This is a genomic window from Pseudundibacterium arcticum (assembly GCF_042646465.1).
In the GTDB taxonomy this organism is placed as follows: Bacteria; Pseudomonadota; Gammaproteobacteria; order Burkholderiales; family Burkholderiaceae_D; genus Undibacterium_A; species Undibacterium_A arcticum.
The window spans coordinates 1-15281 of sequence record NZ_JBHRTP010000078.1; the positions used below are offsets into that span (position 1 = coordinate 1).

Annotated in this window: 15 protein-coding genes; 10 read left to right on the forward strand and 5 right to left on the reverse strand. The window is 57.8% G+C overall.

The window, feature by feature from the left end; all coding sequences use genetic code 11:
* Positions 1-83: 83 nt before the first annotated feature.
* From ACFOFO_RS20785 to ACFOFO_RS20800, 4 genes are read right to left on the reverse strand one after another with little or no spacing between them, the layout of a single operon-like run.
* The gene (locus tag ACFOFO_RS20785; RefSeq protein WP_390325351.1) at positions 84-596 is read right to left on the reverse strand and encodes an RDD family protein; all 513 of its coding nucleotides are present in this window, start codon (positions 594-596) and stop codon (positions 84-86) included.
* A gap of 8 nt (positions 597-604) precedes the next feature.
* The gene (locus tag ACFOFO_RS20790) at positions 605-1303 is read right to left on the reverse strand and encodes a DUF3106 domain-containing protein (protein ID WP_390325349.1); all 699 of its coding nucleotides are present in this window, start codon (positions 1301-1303) and stop codon (positions 605-607) included.
* A gap of 11 nt (positions 1304-1314) precedes the next feature.
* Positions 1315-1725: a DUF3619 family protein gene (locus ACFOFO_RS20795; RefSeq protein ID WP_390325347.1), complete on the reverse strand. Its 411-nt coding sequence runs from the start codon at positions 1723-1725 to the stop codon at positions 1315-1317.
* Positions 1722-2291, reverse strand: coding sequence for an RNA polymerase sigma factor (locus ACFOFO_RS20800; protein WP_390325345.1), 570 nt, complete (start codon positions 2289-2291; stop codon positions 1722-1724). The genes ACFOFO_RS20795 and ACFOFO_RS20800 overlap by 4 nt, the downstream gene beginning before the upstream one ends.
* A 504-nt stretch (positions 2292-2795) precedes the next feature.
* On the opposite strand from ACFOFO_RS20800, the gene ACFOFO_RS20805 reads away from it, so the two are divergent.
* The 6 genes from ACFOFO_RS20805 (at position 2796) to pssA (ending at position 8525) form a co-directional block, all read left to right on the forward strand.
* Positions 2796-4565, forward strand: coding sequence for an acetolactate synthase 3 catalytic subunit (locus tag ACFOFO_RS20805; protein WP_390325342.1), 1770 nt, complete (start codon positions 2796-2798; stop codon positions 4563-4565).
* Positions 4566-4567: 2 nt separating this feature from the next.
* Complete coding sequence (ilvN, locus tag ACFOFO_RS20810) at positions 4568-5059, forward strand: acetolactate synthase small subunit (RefSeq protein WP_390325340.1); 492 nt, start codon at positions 4568-4570, stop codon at positions 5057-5059.
* A 61-nt stretch (positions 5060-5120) separates the two neighbouring features.
* Positions 5121-6137 (forward strand): ketol-acid reductoisomerase, encoded by a 1017-nt coding sequence (gene ilvC / locus ACFOFO_RS20815; RefSeq protein ID WP_390332706.1) that lies wholly within the window; start codon positions 5121-5123, stop codon positions 6135-6137.
* Positions 6138-6385: 248 nt separating this feature from the next.
* Positions 6386-7150, forward strand: coding sequence for an SIMPL domain-containing protein (locus ACFOFO_RS20820; RefSeq protein WP_390325337.1), 765 nt, complete (start codon positions 6386-6388; stop codon positions 7148-7150).
* A 6-nt stretch (positions 7151-7156) separates the two neighbouring features.
* Positions 7157-7360: a hypothetical protein gene (locus ACFOFO_RS20825; protein WP_390325335.1), complete on the forward strand. Its 204-nt coding sequence runs from the start codon at positions 7157-7159 to the stop codon at positions 7358-7360.
* Positions 7361-7631: 271 nt separating this feature from the next.
* Positions 7632-8525 carry a CDP-diacylglycerol--serine O-phosphatidyltransferase gene (pssA, locus tag ACFOFO_RS20830; protein WP_390325333.1) on the forward strand — a complete coding sequence of 298 codons (894 nt, stop codon included), beginning with the start codon at positions 7632-7634 and terminating at the stop codon, positions 8523-8525.
* 248 nt (positions 8526-8773) lie between these two features.
* On the opposite strand, the gene ACFOFO_RS20835 is transcribed toward pssA, so the two are convergent.
* On the reverse strand, positions 8774-9289 hold the full coding sequence (locus ACFOFO_RS20835) for a hypothetical protein (RefSeq protein WP_390325332.1): 516 nt from the start codon (positions 9287-9289) through the stop codon (positions 8774-8776).
* A 168-nt stretch (positions 9290-9457) separates the two neighbouring features.
* On the opposite strand from ACFOFO_RS20835, the gene rpsO reads away from it, so the two are divergent.
* The 4 genes from rpsO (at position 9458) to ACFOFO_RS20855 (ending at position 15160) form a co-directional block, all read left to right on the forward strand.
* The gene (rpsO, locus tag ACFOFO_RS20840; protein ID WP_390332708.1) at positions 9458-9727 is read left to right on the forward strand and encodes a 30S ribosomal protein S15; all 270 of its coding nucleotides are present in this window, start codon (positions 9458-9460) and stop codon (positions 9725-9727) included.
* A gap of 234 nt (positions 9728-9961) precedes the next feature.
* Positions 9962-12097 (forward strand): polyribonucleotide nucleotidyltransferase, encoded by a 2136-nt coding sequence (gene pnp, locus ACFOFO_RS20845; RefSeq protein WP_390325330.1) that lies wholly within the window; start codon positions 9962-9964, stop codon positions 12095-12097.
* A 552-nt stretch (positions 12098-12649) separates the two neighbouring features.
* Positions 12650-13894 (forward strand): cytochrome P450, encoded by a 1245-nt coding sequence (locus tag ACFOFO_RS20850; protein WP_390328139.1) that lies wholly within the window; start codon positions 12650-12652, stop codon positions 13892-13894.
* Between the two features lie 87 nt (positions 13895-13981).
* Positions 13982-15160, forward strand: a complete 1179-nt coding sequence (locus tag ACFOFO_RS20855) for an ABC transporter substrate-binding protein (protein ID WP_390328137.1) — start codon at positions 13982-13984, stop codon at positions 15158-15160.
* Positions 15161-15281 lie beyond the last annotated feature (121 nt).

A 15281-nucleotide genomic window follows, 5' to 3' on the forward strand; every position in this document is an offset into this window, starting at 1 on the left:
TGCCATGCAACATTCTTTCATAAAAAATGTTGCACTTGGAATTCGAGCGCGCCGCGGGTAAAAATTATACTGAAGCCAGTATATTATGAGGTCCGCGATGCTTGCGCGGGCACAGCGGTGACGTGAATCAGCCGTGTCCCGGCCAACCTGTCGTGCAGAAACTGGCGTTCCTTGTCGAATAGTGCGGTCATCGCCCATAGCATCAATCCGGCGGCGATCAGTGCCATGCTGGGCCAGCCTTTCAGGTCCAGTGCGTAGTCCAGCACCATCGCCGGCAGGAACCACATCCAGATCAACAAATAACGGACCACCGCCATGCGCAGCGGCAGGCGCGGCAAGCCCGGCGCGACCAGTTTCAGGCGCCAGGTCTTCATCGCCAGAGTTTGCCCACTGCGGCACCAGAAATAAATGAAATACGCACCCAATACCAGGAATAGCCAGAACTGGCGCGCGTTGCGCAGTTTCAGGGCATGCCGGCTCTGGGTCAAGGTGTCGAACAGCCAGCCGGCGATAAAGACGACGCCGAACAGCAGCAGCGCTTCATACACCATGCAGATCAGACGACGGCTTACCTTGGGTATTTCGGTGGGATTCAACGGCGTATTTATTTCGTGACGGGTGGCGCTGGTGGCACCGCTTGTTGTGCTGCCGGTGTCGCAGCCGGCGGATTTTGGACCGGCTGGATCGCCGATGGCCCGATACCTTGCGGCGTCAGGGATTTCTCCAGCAGCGGTTTCGGCGTCGATTTGATCGGTGGCACGGACTTCTGCTTGCTGGAGACTGGTGGCAGGTTGGCCACCTGCTTTTTGTGCTCGCTTTCAGCTGCCAGCTGTTTTTTTTGCTCTTCAGGCAACTGCTGATACTGTTCCCACTTGGCCGATTTCTGGTCAGGATTCAGTTTTTTGGCGCGGGAAAAATTTTCGCGTGCGACGCGGCGCTGCTCAGGCGTGAGTTTCACCCATTCGTGCATCCGTTCCTGCAAGCGCTGCTGATCATCCGGCTTCATTGAGGAGTATTTATTGCTGATCTCCAGCCATTTTTGCTTGCGTATTGGATCAAGCTTGTCCCATTCTGCCGCCAATGGCGCCAGCGCGGTTTGTTGCGCTGACGTCAACTCACGCCATAGCGGCTTGGAACTGATAGGGGCGGCGGTTTTGGCGCTTGTCGCCGCGGTCGTCGGTGCGACCGCAGGCTTGCCATTGTCAGCTGCAAAAGTGGCTGCGCCAGCCGCGCATAGCGCGCCTAAAAGCCATACCGCCCGCAATGGGCGGGCGGTGAGCAACGCATGCAGGCGGGGAATCATTCGCGCCACGCTTATTCGCCCCGCGTGCTGATGAAGGTGTTGAAGCCGTGGTCCAGATAAGCAGACACCGGCAGCTCATCTGACAGGACGGCTGCGTCGATGTCGGCGGTATCGCTGATGTGTTTTTGTTCCTCGAACTGATAAATGCCTATCAGGCCGGCGACCAGTGCCAGCAACGGCAGCGCAATGCCGATTCGGCCGAGCCAATCGAAAGAGTCACCAAAATGCCTGCCGGCGCCACCGGCCACTACTGTCCGCTGCTGCGTCGCCAACAGCCGCGGCGGATTGTCCTGCTTCTTGTGGCTCATCGCAATTTTACGTGCGGAAGCAAGACGATCCGCGGTCGATGCCGGCAGGTTGTCGAGATTTTCATTGAGAGCGTGCCGTACTTTATAGGCAAAATTGAGATCGCTGTTGTTCATAACTGTATTCCTTTTGCTTTTAACGCCTGGGCGAGGGTATGCGTGGCGCGAGAGCAGTGCGTTTTCACGCTTCCCTCGGAACATCCCATCGCAGTAGCCGTTTCGGCCACATCCATATCCTGCCAATAACGCATCAGGAACGCTTCTCGTTGACGCGTCGGCAGCTTTTGTACCTCTGCATCAATCAAGGTCAGGATCTGCGCTCGTTCGATCTTGTCGATGCTCGATTCCGTCGTCTGCGAACCTTCCTCGGACTCGTAGGATTCGAGCAGGTCAAAGTCGTCCTGATCATTGCTGCTGTTGCCCATGCTGGAGAACAGGCTGACCCAGGTGTTGCGTACTTTTTCGCGCCGGAAATAATCGAGGATGGTGTTTTGCAGGATGCGCTGGAATAGCGGCGGCAATTCGGCCGCCGGCCGGTCGCCGTATTTTTCGGCGAGCTTGATCATCGCGTCCTGAACGATGTCGAGCGCGGCTTCGTCCTTGCGCACCGCATAGGCAGCTTGTTTGAATGCGCGACGTTCGACGTTTTCGAGGAAGTCTGAAAGTTCTTTGTCAGTTGCCATGCGGTGCAGCCGCTGATCTTGGCGGCCGGGGGTGCGAGGTTGGAGTCCGGTAAGCTTGCGGCAGAATTCTAAACTGTGCGCATGCTAGCAAAAATAGGCATGTTTGTGGGCAAATTTTGCCTAAATGACTTGATTTTAAAAGGATTTTTAGAAATTTCCTTGACCTGAATGCTGCAATACATTAAGTTAGAAGCCACTTCGCATCCCGAAGATTCTATGGTCTCTTTGTGTCCGGCGCATAATGTCGAATTTCATCGAGACGCGCTTTAATTTGTTTGAAGCTGTTTGTTCTAACCCGCGCCACAAGCGCGAGAAATTGCCGTAGCACGACAGGAACTTTAGCTGAACGAGTTGCGTTTAGCGCCATTTTGTAACGTACCTACCGGGACGCATCGAAGTGACGTGATCGCAAAATAAAGGGACGCCGCCGTACTGTAGTTCTGCGCGATTTCGCCAGGAGAGAACATCCGATCAATTTCCAATGGACCTTGAAAGGAATGTTGTATGAGTAACGGAACCAATTCGCCTGCCAATTCCCCCGGCAGTGCTCCCAGCAATGCCAATACCCCCATCACCGGCGCCGAAATACTGGTGCGCTGCCTGGCCGATGAGGGCGTCCAGCACGTGTTCGGCTACCCCGGCGGCGCGGTGCTGTATATCTACGACGCCATTTACAGTCAGGACAAATTTCAACATATCCTGGTGCGTCACGAGCAGGCTGCGGTTCACGCGGCGGATGCTTATTCCCGTAGTTCGCAGAAGGTTGGCGTCGCCATCGTCACGTCCGGTCCGGGTGTCACCAATGCGGTGACCGGCCTCGCTACTGCCTATATGGATTCGATTCCGATGGTGGTGATCTCCGGCCAGGTGCCGAGTCACGCAATCGGCGAAGATGCCTTTCAGGAGTGCGATACGGTCGGCATCACGCGGCCTTGCGTCAAGCACAATTTCCTGGTCAAGGATGTCAAGGATTTGGCATCGACGATCAAGAAAGCCTTCTATATCGCCACCACCGGCCGACCCGGCCCGGTACTGGTCGATATCCCGAAGGACATTACCATGCACAAGTGCGCATACGATTATCCGAAGGAAGTCGAGATGCGCTCGTACAAACCGGTCGACAAGGGCCATTCGGGTCAGATCCGCAAGGCGGTGCAATTGCTGCTCGGCGCCGAACGGCCGATGATCTATACCGGCGGCGGCGTGATTTTGGCCAATGCATCGGCCGAGCTGAATAAACTGGTCGACCGTCTCGGCTTTCCGTGCACCAATACCCTGATGGGTCTGGGCGGGTACAGGGCGTCCAGCGACAAGTTCGTCGGCATGCCCGGCATGCATGGCACCTACGAAGCAAATATGGCGATGCAGCACTGCGATGTGCTGATCGCGATCGGCGCCCGCTTCGATGACCGCGTGATTGGCAATCCGAAGCATTTTGCGTCGCATCCGCGCAAGATCATCCACATCGACATCGATCCGTCGTCGATTTCCAAGCGGGTCAAGGTCGATATCCCGATCGTTGGCAACGTCAGGGATGTGTTGCAGGAATTTCTGACCCAGCTGGAGACGGCGGACGCGAAATTCAACCCGCGCGGCCTGGCCGACTGGTGGAAGCAGATCAATCAATGGCGTGAGCGCGACTGCCTCAAGTATTCACCGTCGGACGAAGTCATCAAGCCGCAATCGGTGATCGAAAAAGTCTGGCAAATCACCAACGGCGATGCGTTCATCACCTCCGACGTTGGCCAGCATCAGATGTGGGCCGCGCAGTACTACCGCTTCGACAAACCGCGGCGCTGGATCAATTCCGGTGGTCTTGGCACCATGGGCGTAGGGCTGCCGTACGCGATGGGCGTGCAGATGGCCAATCCCGATGCGACCGTCGCCTGTATTACGGGCGAAGGTTCGATCCAGATGTGCATCCAGGAATTGGCGACCTGCAAGCAATATCACCTGACGCCGAAGATCATCATGCTCAACAACCGGGCGCTGGGTATGGTGCGGCAATGGCAGCAGATCGATTACGGCTCGCGGTATTCGGAGTCCTATATGGATTCGCTGCCTGACTTCAATAAACTGGCGGAAGCTTACGGCCACGTCGGCATGAAGATAGAAAACCCGGCCGATGTCGATGGCGCACTGAAGGAAGCATTCGCAATGAAGGATAAATTGGTTTTCATGAACTTCATCACGGATCGCAGCGAAAACGTGTGGCCGATGGTGAAATCCGGCAAGGGGCTGTCTGAAATGTTGCTCGGCGCGGAGGATCTGTAACCATGCGCCATATCATTGCAGTCCTGCTGGAAAACGAAGCCGGCGCCTTGTCGCGCGTGGTCGGCCTGTTTTCGGCCCGCGGCTATAACATCGAAACACTGACCGTCGCGCCGACCGAGGATGCGACCTTGTCGCGGATGACGATCGTCACCAGCGGCTCGGACGACATCATCGAGCAAATCACCAAGCATCTGAACCGCCTGATCGAGGTGGTGAAGGTGGTCGACCTGACCGAAGGGGCGCATATCGAGCGCGAACTGATGCTGATCAAGGTCAGGGCGGTCGGCAAGGAGCGCGAAGAGATGAAACGCACCGCCGATATCTTCCGCGGCCGTATCATCGACGTCACCGAGAAGACCTATACGATGGAGTTGACCGGCAACAAGACCAAGCTCGACGCCTTCATCGATTCGATCGATCGCGCATCGATTCTGGAGACGGTGCGCACCGGCGGCTCCGGTATCGGTCGCGGCGAGCGCATCCTCAAAGTCTGATTTTTCGGCGATCCGCCGGCAACAACGCACAACTCAAACCAACCAATTTCTAGGAAAAATAATGAAAGTTTTTTACGATAAAGATTGCGACCTGTCCCTGATCAAAGGCAAAAACGTGGCGATCATCGGCTACGGCTCGCAAGGCCATGCCCACGCGCAAAATCTGAACGACTCCGGCTGCAAGGTCACCGTCGCATTGCGCAAGAGCGGTGCATCCTGGAACAAGGCCAAGAACGCCGGCCTGAACGTGGCAGAAGTCAACGACGCGGTCAAGGCGGCCGACGTCATCATGATCCTGCTGCCGGACGAGAACATCGCGCAGGTTTATAACGAAAACGTCGCACCGCACGCGAAAGAAGGCGCAGTACTGGCATTCGCGCATGGTTTCAACGTGCACTACGGCCAAGTGGTGCCACGCGCCGACCTCGACGTCATCATGATCGCGCCAAAAGCACCTGGCCACACCGTGCGCGGCACCTACACTCAGGGTGGCGGCGTGCCGCACCTGATCGCCGTGTATCAGGATAAATCCGGTAATGCGCGCAATATCGCCTTGTCGTATGCAATGGCCAATGGCGGCGGCCGCGCCGGCATCATCGAAACCAATTTCCGCGAAGAAACCGAGACCGACCTGTTCGGCGAACAGGCAGTGCTGTGCGGCGGTGCCGTCGAATTGATCAAGGCCGGTTTCGAGACCCTGGTCGAGGGCGGCTACGCACCGGAGATGGCTTACTTCGAATGCCTGCATGAACTCAAGCTGATCGTCGACCTGATCTACGAAGGCGGGATCGCCAACATGAACTACTCGATCTCGAACAACGCCGAGTACGGCGAATATGTGACCGGCCCGAAGATCGTCACCGAGGACACCAAGAACGCGATGCGTCAGTGCCTGAAGGACATCCAGACCGGCGAATACGCGAAGAGTTTCATCCTGGAGAACAAGGCCGGCGCGCCGACCCTGATTTCACGGCGTCGCCTGACCGCAGAACATCAGATCGAAGAAGTGGGCAGCAAGCTGCGGGCGATGATGCCTTGGATCGCCAAAAACAAGTTGGTCGATCAATCGAAAAACTGATCTATCGATTCGAGTTCGCCGGGCATCATCCGGCGTGCGCTGGCAGGCGCACGCACCTCGAGAGCTAAAAGTCGTGCATTTGCACGACTTTTAGCTCTCGAGGTGCGTGGATCGCCAAGAACAAACTGGTCGATCAATCGAAAAATTAATCTGAGTTTGAAATTGCATAGCAAGCAAATGTAATTTCTTGCTGATCAAAATTAATGGGGCGTACACTGGCTGTCGCCCCATTTTTATTGGAGAAATCTATGTCGCGATTCGGGCAAATACTATTGCCATTGCTGCTTTGCATGCCGCTGCTCGGGGCGCAGGCGCAGTCTCAACCATTGCTGCAGACGTCCGGCACCCTGGTCATTGTGCCCGCATTCGGCGAGGTCAAGCACGCCAACGATGAAGCGCACCTGACGCTGATGATCGAAGAGCAGGACAGGGACAAGGCGGCCGCAGCGTCGCGCGTCAATCAGAAAATGAAACAGGGTGTCGAGATCGTCAAGCGCGAGGATCCGCAGGCGACACTGAAGACACGTGGTTACTATACTTATCCGGTGTACCCGGAGGACCAGCCCCAGCCGCGCCCCAACAACAAGGTGCGGCAACCGGCCAGCTGGCGCGTCGGTCAATATCTGGACGTGACGACGACCAATCTGGCGACCCTGCCGAAGACCGTGGCAGCGACCCAGCGGCTGCTGGCGATCAATGGCTTGCGCTTCGGCCTGTCCGACGCCGCCAGTAGAAAACTGGACGAAGCGCGCATCGCCGCTACCTACAAGGATCTGACCGAACGCATTGCGTCGATCGCGAAGGCGATGGGGCGCAATCCTGCCGACGCGATTCTCGACACGGTCGATTTTGAAGGGTCCGGCGCCTATGCGCAGCAGCAGGACGGGTTTAATCCGAAAGTGATGAGCATGGCCGGCCGCGCGGCTGAACCAACACCAATTGAAGTGCCGAGCTTTGAGCCAGGCGAGACCACGCTGCAGATGCGCGTGGTCGGCAAAGTCAAGTTCCGGTAGCGCACGATGGAAAATGTCAAAACTGCCATCTGGACCATCCTGTCCGGCGTGGCCTTCGGCTTGTGCTTGTCCGGCTGCAAGCCTGACGGACCGCCACCCGACCTGCTCAAAACTCAGCGCGAGGCGTTGAACAAGGCCAAGGCGCTGGAGGGCCAGATGCAGCAGCAGGCCGATGAGCGGATGAAGGCGATTGACGACGCGCAGAAATGAGAATGCTTCATGCCGGTGCTAGACGCGTTGGGGGTGGCAGGGGGTTACATTTACCCTGAGCTCGTCTAGAATAGCGACGCTTTCCTAGTGGAATTATCAACTATCATTACCCGGGCGGGCGACCTTTCCGCCGCATCCTCAAGGCTCATGGCGCGATTTCGATCCGTCGTTGACTGCACCGCCAAAGGTCACGGTCGGCGATGAAATGTCGGCGACCGCTACAATTCCGGCCGAAATCCAACTACTGACAGCAGCATAGAACGGAATCCGCATGGCAACTTTCCACCGTCGTAAAAGCAAGAATAACGGAGCGCAATTTCCAAAGAAACCGCGTTTCGGCAAACTCGGGCTGCATCGCCCGCAGCTGGACGATGGCGAGCAGGCTGGACTGCCGCAGCGGCCCACGCTAAGGCGGCGCGGCATCTACCTGTTACCGAACGCGTTTACGACGGCCGCACTGTTTGGCGGCTTTTATGCGATCGTGATGGCGATGAACCTGAAGTTTGACCATGCGACGGTCGCGATTTTTATCGCGATGGTGCTCGACAGCATCGATGGCCGCGTGGCCCGCATGACCAACACTCAGAGCGAATTCGGCGCCCAATACGACAGCCTGTCGGACATGGTGTCGTTCGGTGTGGCGCCAGCGCTGGTGGTTTATGAATGGTCGCTGCGCGGTATGGGCAAGCTGGGCTGGCTCGCCGCCTTCGTGTATTGCGCCGGTGCGGCATTGCGCCTGGCCCGGTTCAATACCAATATCACGGTGGTCGACAAGCGCTATTTCCAGGGGATCCCCAGCCCGGCGGCGGCGGCACTGGTGGCCGGCTTCATTTTCCTGATGGACGATTTGAGGTTTGCCGGTGCCGACCTGCGCTGGGTGTCGTGGGCGATCACGCTGTATGCCGGACTGACGATGGTCAGCAATGTCCCGTTTTACAGTTTCAAGGATGTCAATTTCCGCAAGCCGGTGCCGTTCATCGCGGTGTTTCTGATCGTGGTGACCTTCGTGGTCGTGACGAGCGACCCGCCGAAAGTGCTGTTCGGACTGTTCGTGCTGTATGGGATATCCGGCTACTGTATTTATTTCTGGCGTCTGCTGAAAGGCAAGCCGGTCAGTATCGTGCAAGCCAAACCGGCGCCGGAGGAAGATAAGCCACAGGTGTGAACCGAAAATTGTTTGGAGTAGCGGTACCGCCCGAAGGCCTGCAGTTCTTGGGGGGCATCGAGCGGCATTGCCCATTGCCCATTGCCGTGACTGCCTGGAGCATGGTTGGGAGTATGTGTGAATTGCGTCTGAAATAATTGCGTAATCACGATACTGTCAAGACAGTATATTTCTTCGCATGAACTTTCCCGGGCCAGTCAAGACGCTACAAACAACGACCTTGTTGATGCCGAGTTGCGGTCGTTGCGCTATCGACGTCCGCCATCGGAGGAACGATCATGCTCTTCATAGCGCGGGTCGGGCCCGTTTTGCAGTAGGCGCACGATGCCGGACTTGTCGAAATGCACATGCATCATCGAATTCCAGACGTTGTTTTCCTTGTAACGATAAGACCAGACCTCCAGTTGCGGCAGCGTCAGGGTGGACACTTCGGCCGGTTGTCCGACGCTGCGCAAGACATCGGCCTTGGTCGCTTCACCGACTCTGATCGTGCCGAATTTCTGCATCGTCAGCACTTGCTCGTATGACATCAACCGGCCATCGGCGCCGATGCGCGCCATGTACGTCTGCTGTCCGGCCGGGCCGTGTCGGTATTCCAGCAATTGCTGGCCGCCGTCCTGGTATCGGGCAGTCGGCCGGCCCAGCTTCGAAATGACTTGCGCGTCACTGTCGCCGGGGTTGACCGGGGCCACCACCGAGCAGCCGGTCAGGCATATCAGGGCGGCAAAATGGGACCAAAAATAGGAACAGCACAATTTCTTCATCTCAACTCCGTGGTCAGCCCTGCGTGAGATTTCGAGGATCGCGCCAAGCATTTGAATGCACGCGCTAATTCCGCTATAATGCGCGTCTGGTTGATTTGACCAGTTCATTAACCGTATGTTCACGGTGCGTAGGGTTCAGACTCTGTGCATCGCATGTGAAAGCTTATTATGACAATTGAAAAAACACAGAAGGCCGCTATTGTTGCGGACAATGCTCGTGGCCAGAACGACACCGGCTCCCCGGAAGTCCAAGTTGCGCTGCTGACCGCACGCATTAACGACCTCAACGGTCACTTCAAGGCCCACGCCAAGGATCACCACTCCCGCCGTGGCCTGATCATGATGGTTAACCGTCGTAAGAGCCTGCTGTCCTACCTCAAGGGCAAGGATGCTACCCGTTATCGCGATCTGATCGTCAAACTCGGCCTGCGCAAATAATTGTTGCGATTCCCTGTTTCGGTCCTCCGATAGAAATGCCTGCGCCAGTTCACTGACGCGGGCATTTTTGCATTTTACGTTTTGGCCGGCTTTGCAGTCCGGCGCCAGATCGATAGAGCAGAAGTGCTCAGCAACAAAATTAGCAGTAAGGTCGCACATCATCCGTGACGCGCAGCCTGTGGTGAGGTGAACGACAGCGCCTGAAAATCTGTCGGCAAAATAGAAAGGAACACCATGTTTAACAAAGTTACCAAGACCTTCCAGTACGGCCAGCATCAAGTCACGCTCGAGACCGGCGAAATCGCCCGTCAAGCCTCCGGCGCCGTGCTGGTGTCGATCGAAGATACCGTCGTGCTGGCGACCGTGGTCGCACGCAAGGATGCCAAGCCAGGTCAGGATTTTTTCCCGCTGACCGTCGATTATCTGGAAAAGACCTATGCTGCCGGCCGCATTCCAGGCGGTTTCTTCAAGCGCGAAGGCCGTCCTTCCGAGAAGGAAACACTGACTTCCCGCCTGATCGACCGTCCGATCCGTCCGCTGTTCCCGGAAGGCTATCTGAACGAAGTGCAGGTCGTGATCCACGTACTGTCGGTCAACCCTGAAATCGACCCGGACATCGCGGCGATGATCGGCGCCTCCGCCGCATTGTGCGTTGCCGGCCTGCCGTTCAATGGCCCGATTGGCGCCGCGCGCGTCGGCTATATCGACGGCCAGTACATCCTGAATCCGACCAGCACCCAGCTCAAGTCCTCGCAAATGGACCTGGTAGTGGCCGGTACCGAGCAGGCCGTGTTGATGGTCGAATCCGAAGCCCAGCAATTGTCCGAAGCAATCATGCTCGGCGCCGTGGTCTATGGCCACGAACAGATGCAAACCGTGATCAATGCGATTCACGACCTGGTGCGTGACGGTGGCAAGCCGGAAGTGCAATGGAGCCCGGCACCGAAGAACGAAGCGCTGATCGCCCGTGTCGGCCATTTCGCCGAAGCGAAACTGCGCGAAGCGTATCAAACCAAAGACAAGCAGGCGCGTACCGCCAAGCTGAAAGATGCAACCGTAGAAGTCAACGCTGCATTGGTAGCAGAAGCGGCATCGATCGGTGGCGTAGCACCGGATGCGGCCGACGTCGGCAACATCATGTTCGATCTGGAATCGAAGATCGTGCGTTCGCAAATTCTCGAAGGCGAGCCACGCATTGACGGTCGCGATACCCGCACCGTGCGCCCAATCTCGATCCGCACCGGCGTACTGCCACGCACCCACGGCTCGGCGCTGTTTACCCGCGGCGAAACCCAGGCGCTGGTGGTTGCCACGCTCGGCACCGCGCGCGACAGCCAGAAGATCGACGCATTGATGGGCGAGTTCACCGACTCCTTCATGCTGCATTACAACATGCCTCCGTTCGCCACCGGCGAAACCGGCCGCGTCGGCACCCCGAAGCGTCGTGAAATCGGTCACGGCCGCCTCGCCAAGCGCGCGCTGCTGGCCGCCTTGCCTGCTGCAGAGGACTTCAGCTACGCGATGCGCCTGGTGTCCGAGATCACCGAATCGAACGGCTCGTCGTCGATGGCGTCGGTGTGCGGCGGCTGTCTCGCATTGATGGACGCCGGCGTGCCGATGAAGGCGCACGTGGCCGGTATCGCGATGGGTCTGATCAAGGAAGGCGGCAAATTTGCCGTGCTGACCGACATCCTGGGCGACGAAGATCACCTCGGCGATATGGACTTCAAGGTCGCCGGTACCGCTGGCGGTATCACTGCGCTGCAGATGGATATCAAGATCCAGGGCATCACCAAGGAAATCATGCAGGTCGCGCTGGCGCAAGCCCAGGAAGGCCGTATGCACATCCTGGCCAAGATGCAGGAAGCGATGCCTCATGTCAAAACCGAGCTGTCCGACTTCGCACCGCGCCTGATCACCGTCAAGATCAATCCGGAAAAAATCCGTGATGTGATCGGCAAGGGCGGCGCCGTGATTCGCGCGCTGACTGAAGAAACCGGCACCCAAATCGACATCAGCGACGAAGGCGTGGTGACCATCGCTTCCGTCGATGCCGCCGCCGGTCAGGAAGCCAAGCGTCGCATCGAAGAGCTGACCGCGTCGGTTGAAGTCGGCAAGGTGTACGAAGGTACGGTTCTGAAGCTGCTCGACTTCGGCGCGATCGTTCAGGTCATGCCGGGCAAAGACGGTCTGCTGCACATCAGCCAGATCGCCAACGAGCGTGTGAATGCGGTGGCCGACTACCTGAAAGAAGGTCAGCAAGTGCGCGTCAAGGTTCTGGAAACCGATGACCGCGGCCGTCTGAAGCTGTCGATGAAGGCAGCGGCAGCCGACGAAGGTAGCGAGCAGCCACAGCAATTGGAGCATTAATTCAGCCCAGGAGCCTGTCGGACTTACGGAATCGAAGCGAAAACACGCTGAGCGAGGACAGATTTTGCCGGATTCGCAGCGTCAATAGCGAGCTATTGACCAAGAAGCTGGCAAAATTTGGACCGTTCAGGTAATTTTGCAGCCGATTCTCCGGGGGCGCCGAGCCGTAGGTCCGGCAGGCTCCTATACTGAGAACTGGCCAGGATCAAACCGCCCGAGGTGTAAACCCGGGCGTTTTTTTTGCGCCCTTGGTCCACTTCCACATCAAACTTGCGCTTTATTGTCGGCCCTTGCCTGATTAACGTAATGACTGCGAGCGTCCGCCGCGTTCACCCTTGATTTGGAAATGGAATTACCAGCGGCGCCACACTGCACCTTCCGCGAGGAAAGGGCGTCAAGGCGCTGCATTAAAACAATTTCTGCCAGTATAGATAAATCGTCCAATAATTTAATGCACAATTGGCCATCTGTTTGTGGAGTATATCGGCGCATGGCCACGGTATGGAGCGCACATGGTATAAATCGGTCACTATCTTGCTCAAATTCATGCCCATGGACCAGCCGAGGTTTTCTGACGAAGATGTGGCCGACATGCTGCAATCCTTCGATTTGCGTCACCTGCCGCCCGATTTTTACGCCAATCCGTTCCCGTACTACCACGCGCTGCGCCGCCATCAGCCGATCAAACGGATGCCGGACGACTCCTATCTGCTGACCCGCTACACCGATATCCAGGCAGTCTACAAGGACACCAAGACCTTCAGCTCCGACAAACGGGTCGAGTTCAAACCGAAGTACGGCGATTCGCTGCTGTACCAGCATCACACCACCAGTCTGGTGTTCAACGATCCGCCGCTGCATACGCGCGTGCGCCGACTGATCATGGACGGCCTGACACCGGCCGCGATGGCGGAAACCGAGCCGGGCCTGATTGTGTTGGTCGATCAGTTACTGGAGCGGATGGCGCATCAAGACAAGGTCGACCTGATTGCCGATTTCGCATCCGCGATCCCGGTCGAAATCATCGGCAACTTGCTCGCCGTGCCGCACGACGAGCGCGCGCCGCTGCGCGCATGGTCGCTGGCGATTCTGGGGGCGCTGGAGCCGAACATCAACAGTGAATTTTTCAAGTATGCGAATCGCTGCGTGCGGGATTTTCTGGCCTATCTGCAAGGATTGGTGGCCGAGCGGCGCCGTCATCCGGGCGATCCGCACAAGGACATGCTGACACGGCTGATCCAGGGCGAGCCGGACGGCGAGAAATTGACCGAAACCGAATTGCTGCAGAACTGCATCTTCCTGCTCAATGCCGGCCACGAAACGACCACCAACCTGATCGGCAACGGTCTGGTCGCGCTGCTCGCATGGCCGCAAGAGAAAGCCACACTGATCGCCGAGCCGACGCTGATCAATGCCGCGATCGAAGAATTCCTGCGCTACGAGAGTTCCAACCAACTCGGCAACCGCATTACCACCGTGGCTACGAGCATCGGCGGCGTTGCGATGCCGGCCGGCACCCGCATCACGCTCTGTATCGGCGCGGCCAATCGCGACCCGGCCCAGTTTCCCGATCCGGACCGGCTCGACCTCCGCCGCACACCGAATCGTCATCTTGCTTTCGGTTCCGGCATCCATCAGTGCGCCGGCATGTTTCTGGCGCGGCTGGAGGCGCGGGTGGCGATCTCGCGTTTTCTGCAGCGCTTTCCGCAGTACGCATTAGCCGGCAGGCCGCAGCGCGGCGGCCGCGCCCGGTTTCGCGGTTTCTTGTCGGTGCCGGTCGCGCTCCGGCAAAGTTAGTGCAGTCCATCGATTCGCATAATGACAAAGGGAGAAAATATGCAGCACATCAAGCAGCAGGTCGAGCAGCAGATCGAGCAGCGCAACATGCAGCGCAATAAGAAGCGCAACCAGACACGCACGTTCGCATTGGCGCTGGCGGCGGCAACCCTGTTCGGCGCGGTGCTGCCGGCGCAGGCGCAGATCAAGGTTGGCGTCACGATCTCATCGACCGGGCCGGCGGCGTCGCTCGGCATTCCGGAAAAAAATGCCATCGCGATGCTGCCGCGTGAAATTGCCGGCAACAAGGTGGAGTACGTGCTGCTGGATGACGCCTCCGACACGACTCAGACCGTGACCAATACCCGCAAGCTGATTTCGGAAGAGAAGGTCGATGTGATTATCGGCTCCACCACGACGCCCAATTCGCTGGCAATGCTGGGCGTAATCGGCGAGGGCAAGACGCCAACCATCAGCCTGGCGTCGTCAAACCGTATCATTGAGCCGATGGACGTGAACCGGGCGTGGATGTTCAAGACGCCGCAGACCGATACCATGATGGCGATTGCGATTGCGGAAGACATGGCGCGTGCCGGCGTCAAGACAGTTGGCTTCATCGGATTCTCGGACGCGCTGGGCGAGTCGTTTCGCGTCGAAGTGAGCAAATTTGCCGAGTTGAAGAAAATCAAGGTGGTTGCGACCGAACATTACAGTCGCAACGACACCAGCGTGGTCGGTCAGGTGCTGAAACTGATGGCCGCCAATCCGGATGCGATCGTGGTCGGGGCATCCGGCACACCGGCTGCGTTGCCGCCGAAGACGCTGGTCGAGCGCGGCTACAAGGGCCGCATTTATCACAATCACGGCGTCGCCAACAGCGATTTCCTGCGCGTCTGCGGCAAGGATTGTGAAGGCACCTTCCTGCCGACCGGGCCGGTGATGGTCGCGAAACAATTGGCCGACGCCAATCCGATCAAGAAGGCGGCGCTCGATTTCTCGAAGAAATACGAAGCCGCCAATGGTGCCGGCAGCGTCTCTGCTTTCGCCTCGTACGCTTGGGATGCCGGCCTGTTGCTGCAGAATGCGATTCCGGTTGCGCTGAAGCACGCGAAGCCCGGCACCGCCGAGTTTCGTGCGGCGTTGCGCGATGCGCTGGAAGGCATCCATGGTGCCGCGACCACCAACGGTATCGTCAACATGAGTCGCAGCGACCATCTCGGGTTGGATCAACGGGCGCGCGTGATGGTGCAGATCAAGGGTGGCAACTGGAAATATTTTTCCGATTGAGTGGTGCGCCGATCCATCCCGGCGCAGGCGACTGTGCCGCACATGCAGGCACACATGCCGCCAGTGATGAATATACTCCTTCCAATGAATTTTCAATGCATAAATAAATGAACGGGTATTG

Coding starts and splice junctions, on each gene's coding strand:
- ACFOFO_RS20790 (WP_390325349.1), bottom strand. CDS start 1,303: ATGATTCCCCGCCTGCATGCGTTGCTCACCGCCCGCCCATTGCGGGCG.
- ACFOFO_RS20795 (WP_390325347.1), bottom strand. CDS start 1,725: ATGAACAACAGCGATCTCAATTTTGCCTATAAAGTACGGCACGCTCTC.
- ACFOFO_RS20800 (WP_390325345.1), bottom strand. CDS start 2,291: ATGGCAACTGACAAAGAACTTTCAGACTTCCTCGAAAACGTCGAACGT.
- ACFOFO_RS20805 (WP_390325342.1), top strand. CDS start 2,796: ATGAGTAACGGAACCAATTCGCCTGCCAATTCCCCCGGCAGTGCTCCC.
- ilvN (WP_390325340.1), top strand. CDS start 4,568: ATGCGCCATATCATTGCAGTCCTGCTGGAAAACGAAGCCGGCGCCTTG.
- ilvC (WP_390332706.1), top strand. CDS start 5,121: ATGAAAGTTTTTTACGATAAAGATTGCGACCTGTCCCTGATCAAAGGC.
- ACFOFO_RS20820 (WP_390325337.1), top strand. CDS start 6,386: ATGTCGCGATTCGGGCAAATACTATTGCCATTGCTGCTTTGCATGCCG.
- ACFOFO_RS20825 (WP_390325335.1), top strand. CDS start 7,157: ATGGAAAATGTCAAAACTGCCATCTGGACCATCCTGTCCGGCGTGGCC.
- pssA (WP_390325333.1), top strand. CDS start 7,632: ATGGCAACTTTCCACCGTCGTAAAAGCAAGAATAACGGAGCGCAATTT.
- ACFOFO_RS20835 (WP_390325332.1), bottom strand. CDS start 9,289: ATGAAGAAATTGTGCTGTTCCTATTTTTGGTCCCATTTTGCCGCCCTG.
- rpsO (WP_390332708.1), top strand. CDS start 9,458: ATGACAATTGAAAAAACACAGAAGGCCGCTATTGTTGCGGACAATGCT.
- pnp (WP_390325330.1), top strand. CDS start 9,962: ATGTTTAACAAAGTTACCAAGACCTTCCAGTACGGCCAGCATCAAGTC.
- ACFOFO_RS20850 (WP_390328139.1), top strand. CDS start 12,650: ATGGACCAGCCGAGGTTTTCTGACGAAGATGTGGCCGACATGCTGCAA.
- ACFOFO_RS20855 (WP_390328137.1), top strand. CDS start 13,982: ATGCAGCGCAATAAGAAGCGCAACCAGACACGCACGTTCGCATTGGCG.